The sequence below is a fragment of the Streptomyces sp. NBC_00358 genome, assembly GCF_036099295.1.
Lineage (GTDB): Bacteria > Actinomycetota > Actinomycetes > Streptomycetales > Streptomycetaceae > Streptomyces.
Genome location: NZ_CP107976.1, coordinates 3,305,521 through 3,326,210 on the forward strand (window position 1 = coordinate 3,305,521; position 20,690 = coordinate 3,326,210).

Genomic DNA, 20,690 nt, shown 5'->3' on the forward strand with positions numbered 1-20,690 from the left:
AGGGGTGGTTACAGGTCGAACAGGCCGCACTGATCTGTCGGGGTCGGGGGAAGCTGCCTGCGGACGTGCCGTGCGGCGGCGCCGTGGCAGTCGGGGCACCAGGCGCGCAGCTCGCTCGCCGGAAGGCGGGCGGCGGCGACGTCGGTGGCGAGGGGGTCGGCGGGTGCGGCCATCAGTCGGACCCGGCGTCCGTGCTTGCTGGTGTGGTGGTCGTGCTCGTGCCGGCAGCGGCCGTCGCCCTTGGTGTGGGGCTGGCCGCACTCGCCGCTGCACTGGCAGCGGTAGCCGGCCGCCTCCATCACCGTGCGGAAGAGCGCGGCGCCGACGATGGGCTGTGACTTCACGCCGCTGCCCTCCCCCACGTCGCGGGTTCGGTACGGCTGAGCAGGAGGTGCAGGGCTGCAACGGCCTGCGGCGGCACCACGCCGTTTCCCAGTGCCTTGAGCTGGGCGGTGCGCGACAGGCCAGGCACGGCGGTGACGTGGCCGGGGTCCAGGCCCATCATCCATTCGACGAACGCGGGGCTCAGGCGTCCGCGATCGTCAGTTGCCCAGGGGGCACGGCGGTCGGTCGCCGCTTCCCACCGCGCGATCGCGGGCCCGAAACGGCCCCACGCAAGGTCGGATTGCCCCGCCCGTACTCCGTGCTCGCCCGTTCCCCGTCCGATGCCGTCGGTGTCGGCAGCAGCAGGCGCGCCGCATCGAGGAGCGTCATCCCGTACCCGCTGCTGTAGGGCGTCCCGTCCGGCCGGTAGTTCGCCGTCGTCCCGGGAGACGAGGCGTTCGGCGTCGGCAACAGGCTGACGGTGGTCCGCAGGTCCATTCCCCCGTCGCCGTGCTGACCCGCTCCGTTCGTGTCCGAGGTCCGCGGCGTCGGCAGCAGCGACGAGGAGGAAAAGCCGCTTACGCCGATGGGGAGCACCGACCTCGTCCGCGCGTACAACACACCACTCAACATCGAACCCGAGGTCGGCAAGGTCGCAGAGGACAGTGTCGAAGCCGATTCGAAGGTGGTTCGCGACGTTCTCAAAGATCGCGTAGCGGGGTCGAAGAACCCCAAGGGCACGGGCAATGTACGGCCAGAGGTGCCGGGCATCCTTGGTTCCCTCCCGTTTGCCCGCGGTGCTGAACGGCTGGCACGGATAGCCGCCCGTGAGGACGTCGACCGGTTCGACGTCGCGCCAGTCCAGGGCGGTGATGTCCCCGAGGTTGGGCACGCTCGGGTGGTGGTGGGCGAGGATGAGTGCGGCGCCGGGGTCGTTGTCCGCCAGCCACGCCAGCTCTCCGCGGAACACCTCCTGTACGGCCTGGTCCAGGCCCCCGTAGCCGGTGCACACCGAGCCGATCCGCAGGGCGCTCATGCCGTCACCCCCGCGGCCGGCGTGTTGGTGCGGGCGCCCCTCCGGCCAGCCCGCCGTCCGGCGACCGTGCCGAACAGCCGGCCCAGTCCCGCCCGGCGGGTGCCGGCTCGTCCCTGCTTGGCCGCGTACATCGCTTCATCCGCCCGCCGCAGTAGAACGGACAGGTCGTCGCCGGGAAAATCGGCGGCGCGCACCCAGCCGAGAGAGACCGTGGTGTGTACGACCGGGTCCTGGCCGTCGACCGGGCGGGCGAGCACGCTGTGCAGGATGGCGAGCATGTCGGCAGCGGTGCCGTGGTCATCGATCAGGACGGCGGCGAACTCGTCGCCCCCGAGCCGCCCGGCGACTCCGGCATGGCCGACGTAGTGGGCGAGCCGGCCGGCGGTTGCCTTCAGCAGCGCGTCTCCGGCTGCGTGGCCGAAGGTGTCGTTGATCTGCTTGAAGCGGTCGACATCGGCCAGCACCACGATGGCGCGTGAATTCCGCAGCAGAGCAGTGGCACGGCGGGTGAACGCCTCGCGCGTCCGCAGTCCGGTCAACGGGTCACGGCGGGCGACGTTCAGGCGCCGCCGCAGCCACAGCGTGTGCGCCGTCCAACCGGAGGCGACCGGAGCCGCCGCGGCCAGCATGCTCACCATGGTGTTCATGCCGCCGCCCCCTCAATGCCCTGGCTGTCGTCCCCGTCGACGGTGTGCAGGTGGCGCCCCTCGGCCCGCTCGCTGAGCAACAGATCGCGCAGCACTCGGGAGTTGGCAGCCGAGCAGTGCAGCGTGGTGCGGATGGCATCGGCGTTGATCGCGCCATCGGCCCACTCGGCCGTCGCCTGGCGGGCCTCAGCGAGCAGTTCCGCCGGGGTCCGCGGCGCCTTGCTGGCCTTGGCCTTGCCCTTGGTGCCGGTCGCGCGCTTGCGCGGTGCCTTGGGAATCTGCGGTGCCGGTTCGTCTGTCTGCTGAGGCAGGGGTGGGACGTCCTCGATCGCCGGGGCCAGCTCCCCCAGCTTCAGCAGCACACGTTCCGGGCGAGGGGTCTTCGACCGCCACCGCCAGCCGTGCTGCTCACGCAGACGGGCACGGGCTAACTGCCGCTCACGTTCCCGCTTCAGCGCCTCGGAGTACGAGGTGATCTCCCACAGCGTCATCCGCCGCCACAGTGCGAACGTCGACAGCGGGGCAAGCATCCAGCGGGAGAACCGCACCTTCTCCATCCGCCGGCCGATCGCGGCGCCGATCCGCACTGCGTAGACGTGGGCGCCGATCTCGGAGAACACCACCCACAGCAGCGGCATCGTGCCGTGTGCGACCTTCGCCCACAAGGAATGCCCGGCGGCAACGTTCAGCCCGCAGGTGACCAGCGTCAGCGCCCACGGCACGAACCGCACCCACGCCAACGCCATGTCCATCCGGATCAACAGCAGGTTGGCCACGGTGAACACCGGAATGGCCACGTCGATACCGACCGGCAGCATCCACGGCTCACCGAACCCCCATCGGGCCGCAGCAGTGGAGACGGCGTCGAACGAAGCGATCAGTCCCAGGGCGCCGACCCCAGCCGCGGCCAGCGCGCCCAGTCCGGCAAGACCCGTCTCCGGCTTCGTCAGCGGCGGCACCGCCGGCCGACTGACGACCTCAGTCGCAGCGCTCATGACGTCTCGCCCTCCTCCGAAGCCCGGAGCTGGGCGTCCATCAGTTCGGCTTCCACGTTGACGACCTGGCCGTCAAGGATCCGCTGGTAGACGGCCTCACTCTCCAGGAACATGCGGTCCTGGAAGTTGATGTCCTCACTCATGCCGCCGCCCCCTTCCGAGAGGGCCGACGGCGCCCGCTCGGGCGGGCCAGCGGGACCACGTTGAACAGCTCCGGGGCGTGTGCCTCGATCACCTCGGCGGCGATGCGGGCCACGTCGTCCGGGAGGCTGCGGTACTCCGGGGCCACAAGGATGTCCCGCGCCGCGTCCAAGCGGGCCGCGCGCTCCATCTCGTTCTCACCCTCCACCCCGAGCCACAGCTCGACCGGGGTGCCCAGGGCCAGTTCCACGAAGTCTTCTGCCGATACGGCCTGTTGATGGCCGACGTACGTGCGCATGGGCGTTCTCCAGAGTCGAAGGAGCAGGGAGAGCCGCGATGTCGGGCGACCTTGCTGGGGAGTCCCGGCGTCGCGACTTCAGATTGACCTATGTCAATCCGAACTGTCAATCGGGTTGACCTGAGAAACCGAGATTGACCTAGGTCCAGCTACTCTCGACCCCATGGAGCAGAGCCCAGAAGCGCCCAAGCAGGCACCCACAGCAAAGGAGATCGCTGCGGAGTTCCGCGAGAAGATCACGGGGCCGAGCCACGGGTACGACCCGGGAGATCGGCTTCCTGCCGCTCGCAAACTCGCCAAAGACCTCGGCGTGCAGCTCATGACCGTGCAGAGCGCGTATGGCCAGCTGCGTGACGAGGGACTGGTTCTCACCCAGCAGGGCCGCGGAACGTTCGTCCGTGACCCATCGTTGCCGCTCGGGACCGAGCCCGGCAGCAGTCCGGCGTTCACCGCCCTCTCGGCAGAGCTCAGCTCTATTCATGACGCGCTTCGCCTGCTCGGCGAGCGGCTGGACCGCCTGGAACAGCTTGTTGGCGACGAGACTCCACCCTCGCAGTGAGCTCATCGGCGCGCCTCACCAACCGCTCCGCCGTGGCGCGCGCCTTGCTCAAACTCGCTTGGATCACGGCAAGTTCTGCAGGAGTCAAGCCTCCTAACTCGCCGACTCGATCATTAGTCCCTGACATGCCAACGAGCATGCGGCCGTCAACAGACAAGGACCCGGACACTCTGTCCGGGTCCTCTTTTCCGTGCAGGACAAGCAGGTTGACGAGCCGTCAAGACCTAGCTGCGTCCACGGCGTCCAGTACGGCTGTCCACGGCAGTTCGCGCGAAGCCGGCGCTTCCCTTGGCTCGTACAGCGGCCAAACGTCAGGGCCGTAGACGACGCGAGTTCCCCCGGCTCGGAGGGTGTCGATGTGGCCCTGCCACGCGGGGTGCCGAGCATGTGCCGCGTTCACGCGCGGGAAGACGACAACTGGTAGGCCGAGGGTGCCGATAGCCTCACCAACCTGGGTCAGAGCTTGGTTGTCCATCAATCCGACCGCGAGTTTGGCAACCATGTTGGCCGAAGCAGGAGCGACCGCGTAACAGTCCACCGCTGGGTGTGGTCGAGCCTCACCAGGAAGCCGCGGTTCGTCACGTACGGGCAGGCCGGTGAGTCTTTCCAGCCGCTCGACTTCGCCGTTCATCCGTAGCCACTGACCAGCGGTCGGCGTCAGGGTGACAGCCACCTGCCACCCTCGCGCCATCGCGGGTTCGACAAGGCCAGTGCGCAGTGCCTCTACGCCTCCGGCCGCCGATCCGACCACCCCAAGCACTCCGCGCCTGCCTGAACTCACTGCACCGCCCTGCACCGCTGAGCCATCACGAACACCTCGGATGAACGCGATCCGCCGGTCACGGGGGACTGTTTGATCAGGTCCCGGAGCGTCTCACGCACTCTCGGATTGTTGCGCACGAGCTGCGGGGAAGTGCGCTCGGCTGTGCGTAGCGCTGCGAATGCCTCGTCACCCTGGCCCGCGAGCGACAGAGCACGCGCATAGTCGATGCGGTGCGAGACGCTGCGCTCCTGCGGCATGTGGTCGACGTTGATCCGGCCGTGCTGCACAACGTACGAGACGTTGTCGAGATCCAGCTCAATGGACAGGCGATGGAGCAGGACATTCGTCGGTCCAAAGCCGGTCTGCCAGTAGTTCTCATCCGACCCGAGGTCGCCTGCGAGCTCTTCGGCACGAGCTAACAGACCTGTAGCCGTGGGCCGGTCCTGATGCCGTGCCGCCGCGACAGCCGCCCGGAGGTGAATCATCCCCAGCAGACTGAGCGCCGCTGGATCATGCACGGACACCTGGGACGCCAGCCAGGCCGCAGCCGTGTTACCCAGTTCGAGGGCGTCGTCGTAGCGCCCATTGGCAAGCAGAGCATGCGTGCCAGACCGGGCCGCGGACGCCAGCACGAGCGGGTCATCCGACTCATCAGCGGCTCGCATCGCACGCTCGGCAGCGAGCCAAGAGACGTCCGACTCCCCGATCTTTGCCAGTGTTGTAGCCGCGAGATGATGCGTACGGGCCGACACTGCCCAGCAGTCGCCGCGCTCTTCACCGCGCCGCGCGGCTCGCTCTTCCAACTCCTGCGCCGTCTGAAGCAATGCAGGAAGCGCAGCAACGACAGTGCCGAGCCGTCCGCCCTGATAGTCGTTCCACGCCTGTTCCACGCGTACGGCCACAGGAGCGGGAGTCGGGAGCTGAGCGTCAGCGTCGGGACCAAACAGCAGGCGTGAGAGGCGCCGTGGGCTCATGAGTGCGTCACGAACAGCGGGGACGTCATCCTGCTGTCGCTCATCTTCCAAGAGAACGGTCTGCCCAAGCAGATCCCCGAGCTGGACGCGCAGGATGCGGGCTAACTCCGCGAGCATGTCGATACGCGGCGGCTTCCGTCGCCCGGTCTCAATCTTCGCGAGCCAGTCGGTGCTACGACCGACCAAGCCAGCCAGCACCTCCTGCGTGTAGCCGCGGCGCTTCCGGTAGAACGCAATGCGCTCGCCGATGCTGAGGTGATCTCCAAGACCACGCATGGGGTGTTGCCTCCCGCTGCTGAGTAGGGGCGTCTCTCACGGTACCGACGCGGCGGGGAGCTAGTAAGCAATCTCGGCCTCCAACAACCCCACGGCGAGCGTGAGGCACGGAGCAAGAGCAAACCCGGACAGATTGTCCGGGTCTGACGGACCTATGCCGAACGTGTCCGGACTGTCCGGCTGTCCGGTTAGCGCTCTCACCTGCGCTAATGGGTCGGACAGCTCATTGAGCCGCTGTCCGGGCTGTCCGGTGACAGACGGGCTGCAACACCCAGGGTGTTTCAGCCCGTCGGCGAAGCCGACCTTTCAATGGGCGTAGGAGCCGGGAGGCGACTTCCGATCCGAGCCTGGTCAAGGCTGCTCGGCTTCCAGCCGAGCCTGCGCCCCTGTCCCCACCCCTGAGCCCCGCCGACGAAGTCTGCTACGGGGAGTACGCCGCCCTTGGCCCCGCCTGCCGTTATTTGGCTCGCATCACGGCTCCATCACGCGTTCTAACTTCAACAGTCATCCGGGGCGAAGCGGTTCGAAGCGTTGCATAATACTGCAGGCTCTACGTTCACGACTACAAGAAGGCTTTAAAAACAGTCAACAGAATCGTCGCACCCCAGACTGCCGTTTTATACGGCGAAAGCGTCTTGAAGGTCTTCATCCGGTGCGCATAGAGCCGCAGAGATACCCGAGAATTGTAGATCCCCCTGACAAAATGACGAGGGTCTTCTTCACTTGTCTTTTTTCTCGCCGGCCGACGCGAATTTGGATTCACTCGCCATATGTCACTTCTGATCATTTTGCTCATCAGCATCACAATCAAAAACAGAAAGAATGCCACCAAGGCGACGGACAGCCAGCCGATTAGCGATCTATTACCCGTGAACGCCACGCCAGAGAAAAGGATTAGAACTATCTCCATAGATATTAGCGCCGCCAGCGTAGATACTGACGCAGATGCAAGGGATGATAGTCGAAAAAGGAAGCCGAGCAGATGCTCCCTGTCTTTTTCTCTCACAGGTAGATCGATTTCATGCTTCTCCGCTTGACGAGCTTCACTGTCAAAGAATCGCCTCGCCAACGGCTTTAGGGTTTCAGGCAGCAAGACCACTAGAGTTGCCTGAAGAAACGCGACAACCAGCAGAGCGGTAGACAGCTCACTGGCTGACACTAATCTCCTACCTCAATGTCATACTGACATGTTCGATCAAATCGCCGGGAAGGCTCATCAACTACAGGGTCATTCGATTCCTCTCTGGACCAGTCTGCGACTGTTGTGACAACCTCGACCCCTTCAGCCCATCCCGCCCTCTGAAGCTCGAACTCCTTCACCGCCAACCGCCCTCCGAACACGGATCCGTGCCGAACTCGCGAGCTGGACGAATAATTAGGTGCCTGATATGCCACCTCAAGTACGGGATTCATCCACAGGGAAGTGGACACCTTGAAATGCATATCAAAGAGTCTAATGTCGGTGAGGTTATCCAGGGTCGCCACATGCAAACCGGACGCCTTAATTCTGTCCGAGTCACATTCGGCGAATAGGTGTATATCTCCGCGCGGATCTCGCCCGTTAGGCATCTCACTCACCCTCAAGTCGCCAGAGTGACGCTATTTCTCGCGTTACCCAGCCGACGTACTCCGGCGTGCACTCGTTGATATAAAACTGCGCATCCCTGAAGAGGCTAAGCAGGGGAGTTTCGCTCTGCTCTGGCGATGACTCCGAATTGAGATAGAGACTCATGCCGGAAAGCGTTTCAGAGGGATCTACGACACTGGGGGCCACAGGCTCCCTGAAGCGCGTTATTTGCGAATAGAGATCACGCTCATATCTTACCGACAGTAGCTTCGCCGAGGTGTAGGTTTCAACAGCCTTCGGGTCCAGCGTGGTCACCATATCCCGCATGTCATATCTATCACGGAAGGCACTCAAGACCCAAGCCGTGTCCACTGGCATGGGAGACGCAGCCCCCAGGATGAAGCGGGTTGAGTCTTCACATCTACAGAGCACCTGATAGGCGGCTATCCGATGCTCTCTCCTAAAGACGTGAACCCATCCCTCGTCATAAATATCTTTTTCCTTACTCGTCCACTCCCACATTTTTCCCCATTCGAACTCGGTGGGGTCGGGCGGGAAGTCCTCTGGCGCGGGGGGCTCTCCGACTAGAGCAAGCCAGCGGCAATGTATTCCTGACATTTTACCCCCAGCGCAGGCTTTCGATCGTGATCCGGCAAACCTCTAACCGCCCCCACATTCACGGAGCCCAAATGTGCCGGTATGGCCATTATAATGCAGTTCACTGGGCCTGTCTCGCTAGAGACAGGCGGGCGCCAGCCCTTCGACATATCGGCACTCAGGGCTCTATTACAAGGCGCGTGGCGCTGGCCAAATACCGCCAGTTGAGCACCTGGGCCGCAGCGTCCAACGGACCGAGCGGGCGCGCCAGTCGTTGAGGAGGCAAGGCGGTGGGCTACCCGTGGACTCGCCTACGCCTGGTCGGTAACGACCAGGCCCTGACCTGCTCCGTTGACCAAGCATGAAACGCCCTCCAGAACGGTTGCAGTACAGCAGCGAAGTAATGATCGACTGACCAGCCCGCCGGACCCCAATGCCCTCGCAGCCGAGAGTTCGGGACGAAGAGGTCGGTCGGTTAGCGGGCTGCGCGTAACCAGCGAGATCCTGGCTTGTCCCGAGTGCAGCCAACCCCCGACGCCCGCTGACTTCGCGCTGTACGAGCGGGGTCGTATGGCCGACGCATCTGCCGGTCGCTGTTGAAGTACGCCGCTGAGCATGTCTGGTGGAGCTGGGCCCACTGGCCGGACAAGCCTTAGAGGTCTGGCCTGTTCCGGGCTGGAGAACAGCCCCTAGCCAGATAGCGGTCCGGCGGCTCGCGCCAGCAGGCGAGAGGGCCAGCTCAGACACGGGCCAGCCCCGGCTTCGCACTATCTGCGATACACGACGCCACAGGACGTCACCCGCGATCAAGAAACCTGCTGGTCAAGGGCCATTCGCAAGCCGAACTCTGATTGTGCTCCGGAGCCGTGTGCGCAGGTTCGAATCCTGCCGGGGGCACCCCTTATGAGGTGCCCAAAGACCCCGTCACCAGCGGAAACGCTGAGGCCGGGGTCTTCGCGTATGTGCAGGCGGATGCAGCCCGAAGCGGCTCCACGTCGAAGGCTGTGGACGAGGCGTGGACGGGATCTTGGGGCATTGCCGCAGGTGATGAGTCTTCTGAGGGTCGAGCCGACTTACCCTCCCTTCCTGTCGGCCCGGTCTTGAACCATGTGCCGAAGGGTAGGGAGCATGGGCATGGCAGGTGACCGTCGCGTCGCCTGCCGACTCACACCTGGACGAGTTGGGGATCTCGTGGATGTGACAACGCTTGCGGTCACGCTCATCAGCGTCGGAGGGACGCTGGGCGGGACTCTGGGTGGAGCAGTACTCAGCCAGCGCGCCAGCCGCGCCGAAGCTGCGGAGCAGAACCGCCGTACCGAACGTGAGCGAGAGCAGGAGCGTGATGAGCAAGGGCTGCAAGAAAAGCGCGATCTCTATGCCCGTCTGAACACCACAGCTCGCGCCTATCGAGTCGCCGCCCGAGACGCTGTCCTGGCAGCCGAGCGCGGTGAAAGCCTCGACCCGGCGTTCCTCGACGCCGCCAAAGAGGCCTGGGCCGACCAGTACTCTCAGGCCCAGATGACACTGGCGAAGGATGTCCTAGACGTGGCCTCGGCACTTAACAGGTCGCTCGGGGTTGGGTACGCAGTCGTCAAGCAGTTGCCAAACAGCCCCAATCTCGGCGGGGCGTACCAGCGGGCGAAGACATGGTTCGGCGGCCCTTTGTCCGATGGCGTCTATCTGCTGCGGGTCACGTTGCGACACGACCTGGGTGTGGAGGTCGACCCTCATTTCGCCCAGGCTCGTATGCAGATTCTCGCCGCGCTCCGCGACGCGCGGAACGACCTAGATCGCATACTCACGGCAGATCGATCCCAGCCCGCCCGACTCAACTGACAGGCAGCACAAAGGATGAGGCCCCCTGGGAAATGCCAGGGGGCCTCGAATACGTCGCTTTGGTGTCACTCGTACTCGCGGAGCAGGTCCTCGATGCGTCGGTTGGCAACGTCTTGCCGTCCGTCGAGGCACTTCGCATAGCGGGTCAGCAGCACCTCAACGCTGTTCCCGGCACGCTCGGCAACCTCGGTGGGATCCACCCCGGCATTGAGCCACGTCGACAGCGCCGAGTGCCGAAGGTCGTAGGGGCGACTCGCGAGCGGCGAGGCCGCGGCGGCCGGCGGGAGAGCCAGGAACCGGGCCTCCTGCCAAACCCGGTAGTAGGTGGAGGACGGGACGACCGAGCCCTTCTCGCTGAAAAAGAGCCGCCCGTCCTCCGCTGTACCGAAGGTGGCCAGGTGCTCGCGGAACACGGCAACGAGGTGAGGCGGGATAGGCACCCGCCTGACGTCCTCGGTCGGTCGATTCTTGAGCCCGCGGTCGTCGTGGGTTTCGCCCGAGTCGGTCCACTGCTTGCCAACCGACGGACGAGTCCGATGGAGCAAAACCGATCCCCAGCCCTGCTCTGGAAGGCCTAGATCCGTCTCAGCGAGGCCGACCGCCTCAGCTGGCCGGAGGCCGCCGAAGTACATGGCAGCGAACAGACCCACGAGGCGCCGGCCCCGAGCACGCCGGTGACCGCCCACGTAGGAAACGGCCACCAAAAGATTGCGAGCCTGCTCCGGGTTGGCGACGACCCGAGGGTCGACCTGGTTGGAAACCTTCGGCTTCTGCCAGCGGACGGCCGTGATCGGGTTCTCGCGCAGCTCCCCCAAGTCAACCGCGTAGTTCGCAGCGTTGACGAGGGTCCGCCGCTTACGCCGCACGGTTTCGGCTGCCGCGGCCGTGCCGTCGAGCTTGAGTTTCAGCGAGTCCAGCACCGCACGGGCCGTAGCCGGTTCAGCGAGATCGGCCAGCGGTCGCGATGCCTTCGACACCCAGTGGAGGACGTTCCGCACATCGTCCGGGACGTCTCGATCATCAGGACCCGGCAAGACGAAGGCCCAGTTGCGGAGCGCCTGGCGGATGGCCTGATCGGACGGCCGTCCAGCCCGCTCGTCGAGGAGCTCCGCAGTCACGCTGGTGAGCGATTCGTTGATGCCGTTGCGCGTGTTGGGGGCGGCGTGGGGCCATTTCATGGCGAGGTACCGAAGAGCGAAGTCGTACCAGGACACGGCCGACTTCTTCGGTTCCATCGAGTCCGGAAGCCCGGATGCCCTGTCGAACTCCTCGCCGTCGCGCATCGCCCGCATCAGCTTCGAGCGGTAGTGATCGGCGAGTGCCTTCGTGCGGAACGAGTCGGAGAAGACGTTGCCCGCCACAGACCACCGCACGCCGTACGAGGGCGTTTTCGTATCCCGCTTCCGTACGGCCCAGACCTTCACGTCGAGAGACTTCACGCCGCGGCCTCCAGCTCTCGCAGCCATGTGGAGAAGTCACTCCGCCACACTCGGAGCTCCCCGTTGGGCAGCTTGAACGCGGCCGGCCCATGCCCCAGCTCACGCCAGCGGTAGAACGTCCGGCGAGAGACCCCACCCAGCTCGTTCAGGACCTGGCGCACGGTCATCAGCTCATCGCGCTGCGGGCTCACGTCGGTTCTCCTTCCGTACCGAGGGCGGGTTCGAGGGATGCGGCGAGCCAGGCTTCGGCGGAGGACAGACCGATTCCGGCAAAGACCCAGTGCGAAAGAACGAGAGTCGTGTCCGGCTCGTCCTCGGTGATCACTGCGGCTTGTGCGCGGCGCCATTCGGCGCGGGCGGTGCGGAGGGCGCCGAGGGTGGTGGAGTAGCGGCGGGACTTGGTGGAGAAGTGGCCGCGGAAGCCGAGCATGTGAGCCCAGGCCCGGAGCCGGAGATCTTCTAGGTCCTTGCGGGCGCCGAGCGTCCAGGCCGTTCGGATCAGCCGGCGGGCGTGCTCGCTGATGTCGAGCTGGGCGAGTTCGGCGAGGAACTTCAGTGGGCGGTCGAGAGCTCCCGTGGCGGTCTCGGCGCCCTTGGTGGCGTACTTGGCGATGTACGAGGCCACGGCCCGCTCGGCAGCTCCTGGCCGCCGTCGAAGTCGGCGGAGCGAATCGCACGCACGTCGAGCTGACGGCCGAAGGCAAATGCGTGCGGGCGTCCGTCGACGACGGGGCCGTCGACTCGGGAGTGAGCAGCAGCGGCGCCGATCGCGTCGGTGAGCAGTTCGGCAGTCGCCCAGGTGGGAGGCGGGGTGTCGCCGCCCTCAGGCCCGTCGATGCGGATAACGGCGTGGAAGTGGACCGCACCGCGCTTCTGGTACTCGGCGACTTTGGCGAAGGAGACCCGGGCAAAGTCGGCGAAGTCCCGCTGGGTGAGGCCGGCCCGCTTGGCTATCTCCCGGCGGAGGTAGATGGAGAAGCGCCGCCAGAGCATTCCGGCGTGCGCGTTCCACAGGACGGCGCCCTCGTAGTCGTACGTCGTCGGGTCCAGGGGTGTGCCGAGCGATTCGTCGGCGGCGTCGTGCAGGAGTCCGCAGCGGCAGGCACGGACGGTGCCGCGCCGGTCCGTGGGCCGGTTGTGGACGGTGCCGAAGCCGGGGGCGGTAAAGGTGGCGAACACCTTCGGGTGGCGGGTGACGCCGACGGGAGTGCCCTTGCCGCCCCGCAGTCCGGCGGTGATCAGGTGGAAGGTGTCCCGGCGGTAGGTCTCCGCGCAGGCCGGGCAGCGGGTCGCGCGGCGGTTGTTGCAGCGCACGAGGAGGTTGCCTGCCGGAAGCGAGGCCGAGTCGAGGCGGCGGAGAACCCGGCCGATCTCGCCGGTTCGGGTGTCGACCGCGTGCTCGACGCGATGGCCGTCCAGGCGCACAGGCTGTGTACAACCACCGATGCCGCGGAGCTGTTTGACGAGGGTGGGCATGCCACCCAGGGAGACGAGCGCGCCCAGTTCTTTGACCGGGGGCGGAACGCGTCCGGTAGTAATGGGAACTGTCCTTTCGGTTTCGGTCGGGAGGTCCGCGCCTGCCGGGGCGGCGGGATGCTTGGCGGTATCGAGGCCGCCCCGGCAGGCTGGTCAGCGCTTGTGGGCGCTGTTGAGCAGGGAGCGCAGCACCAGGGCCGCGATGGAGACGGAGACGGCCGTGATGGCGACCGTGGCCAGGAGCGCGGTCAGCACGACTCCGACGACGAGGACCGCGGCGACGGCGCTCGCCCCACGGCCGACGAACGGCGCGACCTGGCGACTGGCGGACGCCATCGGGGCGTGAGCGCAGGAGCAGGTGACCGGGGCGTGGTGGTGCTCGACCGGCATGGCGGACGTGTACGTGATCGGTACGGGAGCCGCGTCGGGCATCTTCGGGCGGAGCAGCATGGCGTTTCTCCTTTCAGCGATGGGTGCCGTCGACGACGTCGACACCGGAGCGGGTGCCGGACTCGATGGCCGGGGCGAGGAAGGTCTGAGAGAGCAGGAAGCCGAACAGGGCGATCACGACGGCCACCCACATGCGGATGCCAAGGAACTTGATCGCGGCCCAGGCGATGACGCCGAGGACGAAGACGAGAGGCAGGCTGACGGTCACGGCGGTCTCCTCAGCGGGCCGAGCAGCGGTGGGTGCGGGCGGCCAGCTCGGCGGCGGCGCGGCTGTCGTAGTCGGTGGAGAAGCCGCAGCGCGGTGCCGTGCAGGCGGCGGTGTGCTTCTCCCGGCCGCGGCTGTCGTAGTAGGTGGCGACCTGGACGGGGCCGATGCGGACGACCCGGCGGAAGCGGGGGTTGGCGGGCATCAGGGCAGCTCCTTCGGGTTCTCGTGGTTCTCGTCGGTGAAGTCGGCGACGTGGTCGAGCAGCCACCGCCGGATCTCCTCGCCCTCGATGTCGTCGGCGACGAGGATCACGGGTTCGGCGATGAGCATTGCTTCGGTGAGGCGGTTCTGACGGGTCAGCTCGGCGGCGCGGTTGAGGGCGCGGAGCGTTGACGGACGCATGGGTGGAAGTTCTCCTGGGGTCAGGTGAGTTGGGCGGCGATGGCTTCGGCGAGCGGGGCTGGGACGCCGAGGCGGGCTCGCAGGGTGTCGGTGTCGATGGGCGCACCGGTCCGGGTGCGGTGCTCGGCGGCCACCTTTCGGGCGTGGTCGACGAGCGCGGTCGGGAGCCGATCTGTCGGTGGAGCGGCAAGCGCGGGACGTGAAGCAGGGGCAGCGGGCGGGGACGCAGTCGCGGGCCCGGGGAGCGATCCCTGTTGCGCCGCTTCGTTCGTCGGCTCGTCGTGCTGTTCACGTGGGTCCGGGGCCGGATCGGCGGGTCCGTGTGCGAGCAGCGTGCCGCCGAGGAAGGCGACCGCCGGCCAACCGGCCACGACGATGCGGAGCGAGGCAGGAACGTGGCGGAGGTCGAGGAGCCCGGCCGTCGCGACGTTGGCGCCGAGACTGGCGGTGAGCGCGACCAGGAACCAGCACCACCCGGCCGCCTTGGACTCCCCCGACCTCAGGCGCCTCCAGGCCGCCACCAACAGCAGATCGACGCTGATCGGGTAAGCCCACGCCTTCCAGCCGTCCTGTCCCGCTGCGACGGCCAGGTCGTGGAGGTGGGCGAAGGACAGCGCGGCAGCGATGACCGCTTGGACCAGTACGGCGTCCACGCGGACCGGAAGGGCGCGCGGTGCGGAGCGCTCGGCCACGCTGATCACGTCCTCTCGTTCGGTTTCGGGCATGGCGGGGGTAGGGACTTGGCGCGAAGCGGTCGCGCCGACCGGTGGGTCGGTGGGTCAGCCGGTCGCCGGGTGCGGCTTGGTCACGGTGATCGGGGCGTCCGCGGACGATGCCGGGACGTGCGGCCGGAACGGCTTCAGGGCCGGTACGTCGGGGGCGAGCTCGGCGGTCTCGCGGCAGATGGCCGCAGCGTCGCCGAGGGACAGATACGGAGTGCGCATGCGTCCCCAGCCGCCGGACGTGTCGCCGGATACGGCCAGGCCCGGACGGTCAGCGGGAATGGTGGCAGCGACGCCGACCGCTTCGGGGGCGATGTCGCCAAGGGCCATTTTCGCCGAGGCCTCGTCGTTGACGCGGTGGCAGACGCGGCCCGTCAGTTGAGCGCGGAGCATGGTCGCGCCCTTGCCCAGCTCGGCGCCGAAACGCTGGCCGCAGATCTCCAGGTAGATGCCCGCGGCCCGCCCGAGCTGGGCGAGTCGGATCAGCTGGGTCACCATCTCGTCGCGTCGTTCCTCATCCTTGCGGCTCGCCACGAGGAAGAGTTCGGCCACCTCGTCGACGAACAGCACGATCGGCGGCGGCCGTTCAGCATCCGGCAGCCCCCACACGTCAGAGGTGATCTCTTCATCCGGAGTGCCGGGCGCGATGCCTTGCCGTGCCTTGATCAGGTCGTAGCGGTCCTCCATTTCCTGGACGAGGACGGGCAGCAGCTCGGCGGCTTCATCGGAGTCGGTGGCCAACGCCGACAGTCGCGGAGCGAAGGGCGCCAGCTCGACCCCCCGCTTGCAGTCGATGCCGACCAGGGCAACCGGCTGAGCGGCCAGCCCTGTCAGCAGATTGCGGAGGAACATCGACTTCCCCGACAGGGTGGCGCCGAGGACGAGTTCGTGAGGAACGGCCCGGTAGTCGCGGACGAACACGGTCGCGTCCTCCCGTAGAGCCACCGGCACGGCAAGGAGGTCGTGCCCCGTGCTGCGAGGCATCTTCACCTTGCGCAGCACGTCGAAGCCGACCAACCGCAGCTCGACCACGCCCGGCTTGATCTCACGGACGTGGACCGCATGAACGCCCCAGGCGTGCCGCAGCCGCTCACACGAGGCAGCCACGTCCGCCGGCTCCTGGCCGGGAGCGAGCCGAAGCCGGACCCGCAGCCCCGTGGAGGTGGGACGGATCAGCCCCCGGCGCGGAGGCACCGGCCGAACCTCACGGCGAGTGGTGGCCCGCACCGCCAGCGCCCGCAGCCGGGACGGCTGGACCGTCAGCCCGCACGCGTCCATGGTCGAGCTGTACGAGCCGACCAGCCGGGCCACCGACGCGGGCAGCCCGACCGTGGCCCAGTAGACCGACGGATGTGCCTTCCGGGCGTAGACCGCCCCGCCTAATAAGGCGAGGGGTCCACCCAGTTCGGCCAGGGTCATCAGCTCGGACACGAGATCAGTTCTCCTGTCCGACGGGGAAGACACCCGGGACCACGGCCGCCGCCCGGTAGGCGATGCCGTGACGAGCCTGCCCGCTGAAGACGCTCTCCCAGGGACGAGCGACGAGGCCCGGAAGGGAGACCGGAGCACCGACGGCCAGGCCACCCGTGACACCGCTCTCCGGGACGGTCACCGCGATGAGCGACGACTCCCCCTCGTCGATGTAGACGACGCCGACCTTCATCAGCACCTCCCCGCTGACCGCGTCCTTGGCGATCTCGCCCGTCTGCCGGTCCTTGACCTTCGGCTCGGGGGCCTCGGTCAGCAGGATCGTCGCGGACGAGGTCTCAACTCGGATTGCACGCACAGAACTTCTCCTTCGTAGACACCCGCCAGACGACCTGACAGGTTGACTTAGCAAGTTCGAAGTTAGAGATGCCAGGTTGACTTGTCAAGTCACTCGGAGGGCTCAGCGGCGGCACTGACGCGATCACGAGCGCACGATGAGAACAGCGCTTCCCGGAAGGACAGGCGATGAGCGAAGTCCCCGACAACCAGAACCCGCACGCCCAACCACCGCAGGCCTGGGGCCCACGACCAGCCGCTACGCCACCGCCTCAACCTCGCCAGTGGGCCGAACCTCCGCGGGCTTCTCCTCCGAACCAGCCACCCGCAGGACCACCGGCGCCTCCCAGAAAGCGCCACCGGGTGTTCTTCTGGTTCTTCCTCGCGGTGCAGATCTTCTTCCTGGTGTGGGTCATCGCGGGCGTCGCCAGCGGAAACGGGGCAGATGAATCCTGCTCAGGCCTGACAGGCGACAGCTTGAAGACCTGCCAGGACGCCGGCGACGTGGGCACCACGATCGGAGTCGGCCTGGTCGTCGCTTTCTGGGTGGCCGCGGACTTCATCCTGGCCCTCACCTACGTGATCTACCGGCTCGCCCACAGGCAGCAGCGGGCGTAGTGCCGACAGCGCTGGGACTCCTCGCGATCAGGGTCAGTCGAGGCGGTAGGTCTCTTCGAGTTCTTGCCGGTCAGCGGGCAGCAAGACATCCGTGACCTGCAAGGCCTGACCCGACGCGTCGCATGCAAGGACGAGCACGGACAGAACCGGTTCCCCTTCAGGCATTTCGAGGAGATCCGCTTCCTCCTTGCTCGGGATACGCGCCGAAAGTCGCTCTGTGACGTGGTCGAATCGGATCTTCTTGCGCGCTTCGAGGTGCACACGCAGCCCCTCGCCGAGCAGAGCCGAGTCGGCGAGTTCAGTACCCTCCGCCATGTCGACAGAGAAGTAGGAAGAGGAGAGCTCGACCGGCTCTCCATCCGCTTCGATCAGCAGCCGCCGAAGGAGCACCTGCGTCTTCCTGGGCACACCCAGGAGCGCTGCGACTCGGGGCGGAACAGGCACCTGACGGACTTCGACGAGGCGCCCCGGAGCCTGATCCTCCTGACGGTCGAGCACCTCCCGGCCACGCCGGACCTTCTGCTCAGCCGCTTCCGGCCGCCCGCGGACGATGGTTCCGAATCCCTGCCGGGACTCCAGCCAGCCGTCCCGCTTCAGCAGCTCCAGCGCGCGGACGACCGTGGGCCGGGACATTCCGAAGGCTTGGACCAGCTGATTTTCACTCGGGACCCGGCTCCCGGGCGGGTACGTACCGTCCTCGATACGCCCCTGGAGCGTCTGCGCCAGCCGCACATACTTGGGTGCAGCCACCTCGTACGCCATAGCCCCGCCTAGTGAGAATCCGCCAAGTCAACCTGTCAACCAGCCTACTCACGCGAGCGGGTACTGAACACCCGAAGACACGCAGGCGCCGAAGGCGGGGATCGACTTCACGGCTTCCAGGCTTCGTCGATCTGGAACCACACGACGGTCCCGCCGAAGCGGCTGGGGCCGGCGGCCCAGGAGTCCGCCAGCGCGTTCACCAGGCAGAGCCCGCGGCCGTGCGCATCGTTGGCTCGGGGGCTGCGGAGCCGAACGTCCGCCGGGAAGCCCGGGTTGTGGACATCTACCCGCAGGGACTCCCCTAGGCGCGACCACTCGACCCGGACCCGCCAGGGTTCTTCGGCTTCGCCATAGAGGATCGCGTTCGTCACCAGCTCGGAGAGCATCAGTACGCAGTCGTCGATCGGACAGGCCAGGTTGTACGGGGCGGTGAACTTCCGGAACCATCGCCTGGCCCGAGCCACGGACTCGGGCACGGGATAGAGGGTCATACCCCCGATCGGCGTTGGTCCGACAACCGCGGCTCCGGACTCTTCACGCGCATCCGTCATGAGCACCACTACTCCTTACCGGTGCCGTCACAGTCGAGACAGCGCCGCTTGGACGTAGCACGGACGCGAGCATCAGTGGCGGAGAGTGCCAGGGCGGAGCGGGAGCCGACGTGCTTCCACCCTCGCCCCCGGCATCCACGGCAGACCGCTTCCCGCGAGACGTGCCGTAACTCCCCGCACTCCTGGCTCACGTCCGTGCCCCCTTCCGGTCAAGTGGCCTTAGCCACTTACTGGATAGTGGCATTAGCCACTCGGAGCCACAAGCGATTCTCGGAGAGAAGGCCGATTTTCTAGCTGATCGGGTAGCCCTGCTCGAACGCCCAACGCCCAGGCGGGTACGTGGCCTCAGCGAACTCAAGAGGTCGATCCTGCAGGTCGTAGACCACGTGATGGACGATCAGAACAGCCGCCCCGGGTTCAAGTTCAAGGTCAGCAGCCTCGTCCTCGGTCGCCAGCCGGGCACACATCCGGTCTTCGGCATAGCTTCCCTGCCGACCCGTGACGCTCTCGACGTACATGAGCGTCCCCTCCTGGATCCGGTCAGGATCACAGAGCTTGGGCGCCCGATCGCCGACATCGGCACCGAACCACGAGGTGGAGATGGTGATGGGGCCCGACTCGTTCTTGGTGACGCGTCGACGGTGAACGGCTTGGGTTCCCTTCGCCAGGCTCAACGCCTCAGTCACGTAGTTGGGGGCCTTCAGCCAGCCGGCGGACGTGATGACCGCGTACTCACCCGGCGTGTAGATCTTGCCGGTCTGCTTGGCGCGGCCGTAGAGCTCTCGCGCACGCCGATTCACCGCGAGGCCCCGCACGTAAGTGCCCGAACCCTGACGCTTCTCGACCAGACCTTGGTGACTCAGAGCCTCCAGCGACCGCGCCGCCGTCGGGCGTGAAACGCTCCAGTCGGCGGCCAGTTGACGTTCCGAAGGAACCTCGTCGCCAGGCCGCAAGTCGCCTCGCAGAATCTGATCGCGAATGTGGTGTGCGATCTGGAGGTACTTGGGCTGGGTCTCTTCGATCTGCGGCATCGGAGCCCCTCCCTAAGTGGCTATGACCAGTAGCCACTATAGGGTGAGTGGCCAGCAGGGGAACCCGTACGCTGCGAGGGTGACCCGCTTGATCGTGGCAGCCGGAGGAGGGGGCGACGCAGTCGCCGCCGCAATGCTCGACGCAGCCCTCTACGGGGGTGACGGCAGTCCAGCGGTGATCCTCACGTACGCGTGGGACCGCCTCCTGATCGACCCGGTACCGGGACCCCGAGAGCCGACGAACTTCACGGGTCTACGTCCTCTCACGCAAAGCGTCTGGACGGTCCCGGCCGACGCGAAGCCCATCGCCCCCGCCGGTTCGACACTCCCGCGCCTGGCAGCCGAACTCCCCCACACCTTCGCCCTGATCGACCCCACGCACGGCGCCGAGGGCATCACACGCCAGCTAGAAGAACTCATCGAGCAGCTAGCCCCCGAGTCCATAGATCTCCTGGATGTAGGCGGCGACATCCTCGCCAAGGGCGACGAAGCCACCCTCCGTAGCCCGCTGGGCGACGCCCTCACGCTGGCCGCATGCTGCCAAGTCAACGCGCCCGTGCGACTCCTGGTCGCCGGTCCCGGCCTGGACGGAGAGCTCCCAGCCGAGATCCTGGCCGACCGAATGGGCCCGCCGACGCTGACGCTCACGGCCGAACACGTCGAACCGATCAGCTCAGTTCTTGAGTGGCACCCGTCCGAGGCAACGGCGATGTTGGCAGCCACAGCCCGCGGAGTACGCGGCCTCTGCGAAGTCAGAGACGCCGGCCTCCCGGTCCCCCTCACCGACGAAGGCCCCACCGTCCACGAAGCCGACCTGGACGACGCTCTCAACCGCAATGAGCTCGCGCGCGCCATCCTCGCAACGGAGACCCTTACCGAGGCGGAGCAATATAGCCGCGAGGTCTGCGGGTACTCAGAGATCGACTACGAGCGCAACAAGGCCAGTTGGCTCGGCAGCCAGCCGGAACAGAAGCTCGACCCGGAAGCCACGCTGCGCCAGCTCGACCAGTTCGAGGCCCAGGCCCGCGACCGCGGCATCACCCACACGACATTCCGTCGGATCACCGAAGCCCTCGGCCTCAACGGCAAGCAGCGCCAGGACCTCAGAGCGCTACTGCTCAACAGCCGTCCTGACCAGTACGAAGCCCCACTATGGCGCATCCAGCCGAAGCCTGAGTAACAACCTTCTTTACTGGTTCAAGGCGGCTCGCTCCGCTCACCGCGCGCGGCACGGCCCCCGGCCGGGCCTGCGCT

26 protein-coding genes and 1 pseudogene are annotated in these 20,690 nt (G+C 66.7%); 4 read left to right on the forward strand and 23 right to left on the reverse strand.

What is annotated here, in order from left to right:
* Positions 1–8: 8 nt before the first annotated feature.
* Genes OHT01_RS13640 through OHT01_RS13665 form a run of 6 tightly spaced genes read right to left on the reverse strand, consistent with a single transcriptional unit; the run spans position 9 to position 3,441 of the window.
* A complete protein-coding gene (locus tag OHT01_RS13640) occupies positions 9–344 on the reverse strand; it encodes a hypothetical protein (protein WP_328553413.1) in 336 nt (111 codons plus the stop codon).
* Positions 341–1,360 carry a DNA cytosine methyltransferase gene (locus OHT01_RS13645; protein WP_328553414.1) on the reverse strand — a complete coding sequence of 340 codons (1,020 nt, stop codon included), beginning with the start codon at positions 1,358–1,360 and terminating at the stop codon, positions 341–343. Before OHT01_RS13645 ends, OHT01_RS13640 begins: the two co-directional genes overlap by 4 nt.
* Positions 1,357–2,007, reverse strand: a complete 651-nt coding sequence (locus OHT01_RS13650) for a GGDEF domain-containing protein (RefSeq protein WP_328553415.1) — start codon at positions 2,005–2,007, stop codon at positions 1,357–1,359. The genes OHT01_RS13645 and OHT01_RS13650 overlap by 4 nt, the downstream gene beginning before the upstream one ends.
* On the reverse strand, positions 2,004–3,002 hold the full coding sequence (locus OHT01_RS13655) for a DUF2637 domain-containing protein (protein WP_328553416.1): 999 nt from the start codon (positions 3,000–3,002) through the stop codon (positions 2,004–2,006). The genes OHT01_RS13650 and OHT01_RS13655 overlap by 4 nt, the downstream gene beginning before the upstream one ends.
* Positions 2,999–3,145 (reverse strand): hypothetical protein, encoded by a 147-nt coding sequence (locus tag OHT01_RS13660; RefSeq protein ID WP_328553417.1) that lies wholly within the window; start codon positions 3,143–3,145, stop codon positions 2,999–3,001. Before OHT01_RS13660 ends, OHT01_RS13655 begins: the two co-directional genes overlap by 4 nt.
* A complete protein-coding gene (locus OHT01_RS13665; protein WP_328553418.1) occupies positions 3,142–3,441 on the reverse strand; it encodes a hypothetical protein in 300 nt (99 codons plus the stop codon). Before OHT01_RS13665 ends, OHT01_RS13660 begins: the two co-directional genes overlap by 4 nt.
* Before the next feature lie 163 nt (positions 3,442–3,604).
* Here OHT01_RS13665 and OHT01_RS13670 point away from each other — a divergent pair, with 163 nt between their 5' ends.
* On the forward strand, positions 3,605–4,000 hold the full coding sequence (locus tag OHT01_RS13670) for a winged helix-turn-helix domain-containing protein (protein ID WP_328553419.1): 396 nt from the start codon (positions 3,605–3,607) through the stop codon (positions 3,998–4,000).
* A 217-nt stretch (positions 4,001–4,217) separates the two neighbouring features.
* Here the strand turns inward: OHT01_RS13670 and OHT01_RS13675 are convergent, their stop codons facing one another.
* The 4 genes from OHT01_RS13675 to OHT01_RS13690 all read right to left on the reverse strand — a co-directional run bounded on the left by OHT01_RS13675 (position 4,218) and on the right by OHT01_RS13690 (position 8,198).
* Positions 4,218–4,796 (reverse strand): flavoprotein, encoded by a 579-nt coding sequence (locus OHT01_RS13675; RefSeq protein WP_328553420.1) that lies wholly within the window; start codon positions 4,794–4,796, stop codon positions 4,218–4,220.
* The gene (locus tag OHT01_RS13680; RefSeq protein ID WP_328553421.1) at positions 4,778–6,013 is read right to left on the reverse strand and encodes a helix-turn-helix domain-containing protein; all 1,236 of its coding nucleotides are present in this window, start codon (positions 6,011–6,013) and stop codon (positions 4,778–4,780) included. Before OHT01_RS13680 ends, OHT01_RS13675 begins: the two co-directional genes overlap by 19 nt.
* Before the next feature lie 562 nt (positions 6,014–6,575).
* On the reverse strand, positions 6,576–7,172 hold the full coding sequence (locus tag OHT01_RS13685; protein ID WP_328553422.1) for a hypothetical protein: 597 nt from the start codon (positions 7,170–7,172) through the stop codon (positions 6,576–6,578).
* A gap of 411 nt (positions 7,173–7,583) precedes the next feature.
* Positions 7,584–8,198: a hypothetical protein gene (locus OHT01_RS13690; protein WP_328553423.1), complete on the reverse strand. Its 615-nt coding sequence runs from the start codon at positions 8,196–8,198 to the stop codon at positions 7,584–7,586.
* Between the two features lie 1,113 nt (positions 8,199–9,311).
* Here OHT01_RS13690 and OHT01_RS13695 point away from each other — a divergent pair.
* A complete protein-coding gene (locus tag OHT01_RS13695) occupies positions 9,312–10,013 on the forward strand; it encodes a hypothetical protein (RefSeq protein WP_328553424.1) in 702 nt (233 codons plus the stop codon).
* A gap of 65 nt (positions 10,014–10,078) precedes the next feature.
* On the opposite strand, the gene OHT01_RS13700 is transcribed toward OHT01_RS13695, so the two are convergent.
* The 10 genes and pseudogenes from OHT01_RS13700 to OHT01_RS13745 all read right to left on the reverse strand — a co-directional run bounded on the left by OHT01_RS13700 (position 10,079) and on the right by OHT01_RS13745 (position 16,496).
* On the reverse strand, positions 10,079–11,452 hold the full coding sequence (locus tag OHT01_RS13700) for a tyrosine-type recombinase/integrase (RefSeq protein WP_328553425.1): 1,374 nt from the start codon (positions 11,450–11,452) through the stop codon (positions 10,079–10,081).
* Positions 11,449–11,619, reverse strand: coding sequence for a helix-turn-helix transcriptional regulator (locus OHT01_RS13705; RefSeq protein WP_028805806.1), 171 nt, complete (start codon positions 11,617–11,619; stop codon positions 11,449–11,451). Before OHT01_RS13705 ends, OHT01_RS13700 begins: the two co-directional genes overlap by 4 nt.
* Before the next feature lie 20 nt (positions 11,620–11,639).
* Positions 11,640–12,928, reverse strand: a pseudogene (locus OHT01_RS13710) (replication initiator).
* A gap of 153 nt (positions 12,929–13,081) precedes the next feature.
* The gene (locus OHT01_RS13715) at positions 13,082–13,375 is read right to left on the reverse strand and encodes a SpdD protein (RefSeq protein WP_328558112.1); all 294 of its coding nucleotides are present in this window, start codon (positions 13,373–13,375) and stop codon (positions 13,082–13,084) included.
* A gap of 16 nt (positions 13,376–13,391) precedes the next feature.
* Entirely contained in the window at positions 13,392–13,586 is a 195-nt protein-coding gene (locus OHT01_RS13720; RefSeq protein ID WP_328553426.1) for a hypothetical protein, read from the reverse strand.
* A gap of 10 nt (positions 13,587–13,596) precedes the next feature.
* Positions 13,597–13,788: a mobile element transfer protein gene (locus OHT01_RS13725; RefSeq protein WP_328553427.1), complete on the reverse strand. Its 192-nt coding sequence runs from the start codon at positions 13,786–13,788 to the stop codon at positions 13,597–13,599.
* Positions 13,788–13,988, reverse strand: a complete 201-nt coding sequence (locus OHT01_RS13730; protein ID WP_328553428.1) for a hypothetical protein — start codon at positions 13,986–13,988, stop codon at positions 13,788–13,790. The genes OHT01_RS13725 and OHT01_RS13730 overlap by 1 nt, the downstream gene beginning before the upstream one ends.
* Positions 13,989–14,008: 20 nt before the next feature.
* Complete coding sequence (locus OHT01_RS13735; protein ID WP_328553429.1) at positions 14,009–14,689, reverse strand: DUF2637 domain-containing protein; 681 nt, start codon at positions 14,687–14,689, stop codon at positions 14,009–14,011.
* A 78-nt stretch (positions 14,690–14,767) separates the two neighbouring features.
* Positions 14,768–16,141: an FtsK/SpoIIIE domain-containing protein gene (locus OHT01_RS13740; protein WP_328553430.1), complete on the reverse strand. Its 1,374-nt coding sequence runs from the start codon at positions 16,139–16,141 to the stop codon at positions 14,768–14,770.
* A 4-nt stretch (positions 16,142–16,145) separates the two neighbouring features.
* Positions 16,146–16,496: an SCO3933 family regulatory protein gene (locus OHT01_RS13745; RefSeq protein ID WP_328553431.1), complete on the reverse strand. Its 351-nt coding sequence runs from the start codon at positions 16,494–16,496 to the stop codon at positions 16,146–16,148.
* A gap of 341 nt (positions 16,497–16,837) precedes the next feature.
* Here OHT01_RS13745 and OHT01_RS13750 point away from each other — a divergent pair, with 341 nt between their 5' ends.
* Positions 16,838–17,092, forward strand: coding sequence for a hypothetical protein (locus tag OHT01_RS13750; protein WP_328553432.1), 255 nt, complete (start codon positions 16,838–16,840; stop codon positions 17,090–17,092).
* A gap of 33 nt (positions 17,093–17,125) precedes the next feature.
* Here the strand turns inward: OHT01_RS13750 and OHT01_RS13755 are convergent, their stop codons facing one another.
* From OHT01_RS13755 to OHT01_RS13765, 3 genes are all read right to left on the reverse strand, one after another.
* On the reverse strand, positions 17,126–17,854 hold the full coding sequence (locus OHT01_RS13755; protein WP_328553433.1) for a GntR family transcriptional regulator: 729 nt from the start codon (positions 17,852–17,854) through the stop codon (positions 17,126–17,128).
* A 107-nt stretch (positions 17,855–17,961) separates the two neighbouring features.
* Positions 17,962–18,345: an ATP-binding protein gene (locus OHT01_RS13760; RefSeq protein ID WP_328553434.1), complete on the reverse strand. Its 384-nt coding sequence runs from the start codon at positions 18,343–18,345 to the stop codon at positions 17,962–17,964.
* 350 nt (positions 18,346–18,695) lie between these two features.
* Entirely contained in the window at positions 18,696–19,436 is a 741-nt protein-coding gene (locus OHT01_RS13765; RefSeq protein ID WP_328553435.1) for a GntR family transcriptional regulator, read from the reverse strand.
* 79 nt (positions 19,437–19,515) lie between these two features.
* Here OHT01_RS13765 and OHT01_RS13770 point away from each other — a divergent pair, with 79 nt between their 5' ends.
* A complete protein-coding gene (locus OHT01_RS13770) occupies positions 19,516–20,616 on the forward strand; it encodes a DUF1152 domain-containing protein (RefSeq protein ID WP_328553436.1) in 1,101 nt (366 codons plus the stop codon).
* Positions 20,617–20,690 lie beyond the last annotated feature (74 nt).

Bases quoted from the DNA above. Each gene is read 5' to 3' on its own strand.
- OHT01_RS13645 (WP_328553414.1), bottom strand. From the start codon at position 1,360: ATGAGCGCCCTGCGGATCGGCTCGGTGTGCACCGGCTACGGGGGCCTG.
- OHT01_RS13650 (WP_328553415.1), bottom strand. From the start codon at position 2,007: ATGAACACCATGGTGAGCATGCTGGCCGCGGCGGCTCCGGTCGCCTCC.
- OHT01_RS13655 (WP_328553416.1), bottom strand. From the start codon at position 3,002: ATGAGCGCTGCGACTGAGGTCGTCAGTCGGCCGGCGGTGCCGCCGCTG.
- OHT01_RS13660 (WP_328553417.1), bottom strand. From the start codon at position 3,145: ATGAGTGAGGACATCAACTTCCAGGACCGCATGTTCCTGGAGAGTGAG.
- OHT01_RS13665 (WP_328553418.1), bottom strand. From the start codon at position 3,441: ATGCGCACGTACGTCGGCCATCAACAGGCCGTATCGGCAGAAGACTTC.
- OHT01_RS13670 (WP_328553419.1), top strand. From the start codon at position 3,605: ATGGAGCAGAGCCCAGAAGCGCCCAAGCAGGCACCCACAGCAAAGGAG.
- OHT01_RS13680 (WP_328553421.1), bottom strand. From the start codon at position 6,013: ATGCGTGGTCTTGGAGATCACCTCAGCATCGGCGAGCGCATTGCGTTC.
- OHT01_RS13690 (WP_328553423.1), bottom strand. From the start codon at position 8,198: ATGTCAGGAATACATTGCCGCTGGCTTGCTCTAGTCGGAGAGCCCCCC.
- OHT01_RS13695 (WP_328553424.1), top strand. From the start codon at position 9,312: ATGGCAGGTGACCGTCGCGTCGCCTGCCGACTCACACCTGGACGAGTT.
- OHT01_RS13705 (WP_028805806.1), bottom strand. From the start codon at position 11,619: ATGACCGTGCGCCAGGTCCTGAACGAGCTGGGTGGGGTCTCTCGCCGG.
- OHT01_RS13725 (WP_328553427.1), bottom strand. From the start codon at position 13,788: ATGCCCGCCAACCCCCGCTTCCGCCGGGTCGTCCGCATCGGCCCCGTC.
- OHT01_RS13730 (WP_328553428.1), bottom strand. From the start codon at position 13,988: ATGCGTCCGTCAACGCTCCGCGCCCTCAACCGCGCCGCCGAGCTGACC.
- OHT01_RS13755 (WP_328553433.1), bottom strand. From the start codon at position 17,854: ATGGCGTACGAGGTGGCTGCACCCAAGTATGTGCGGCTGGCGCAGACG.
- OHT01_RS13760 (WP_328553434.1), bottom strand. From the start codon at position 18,345: ATGACCCTCTATCCCGTGCCCGAGTCCGTGGCTCGGGCCAGGCGATGG.
- OHT01_RS13765 (WP_328553435.1), bottom strand. From the start codon at position 19,436: ATGCCGCAGATCGAAGAGACCCAGCCCAAGTACCTCCAGATCGCACAC.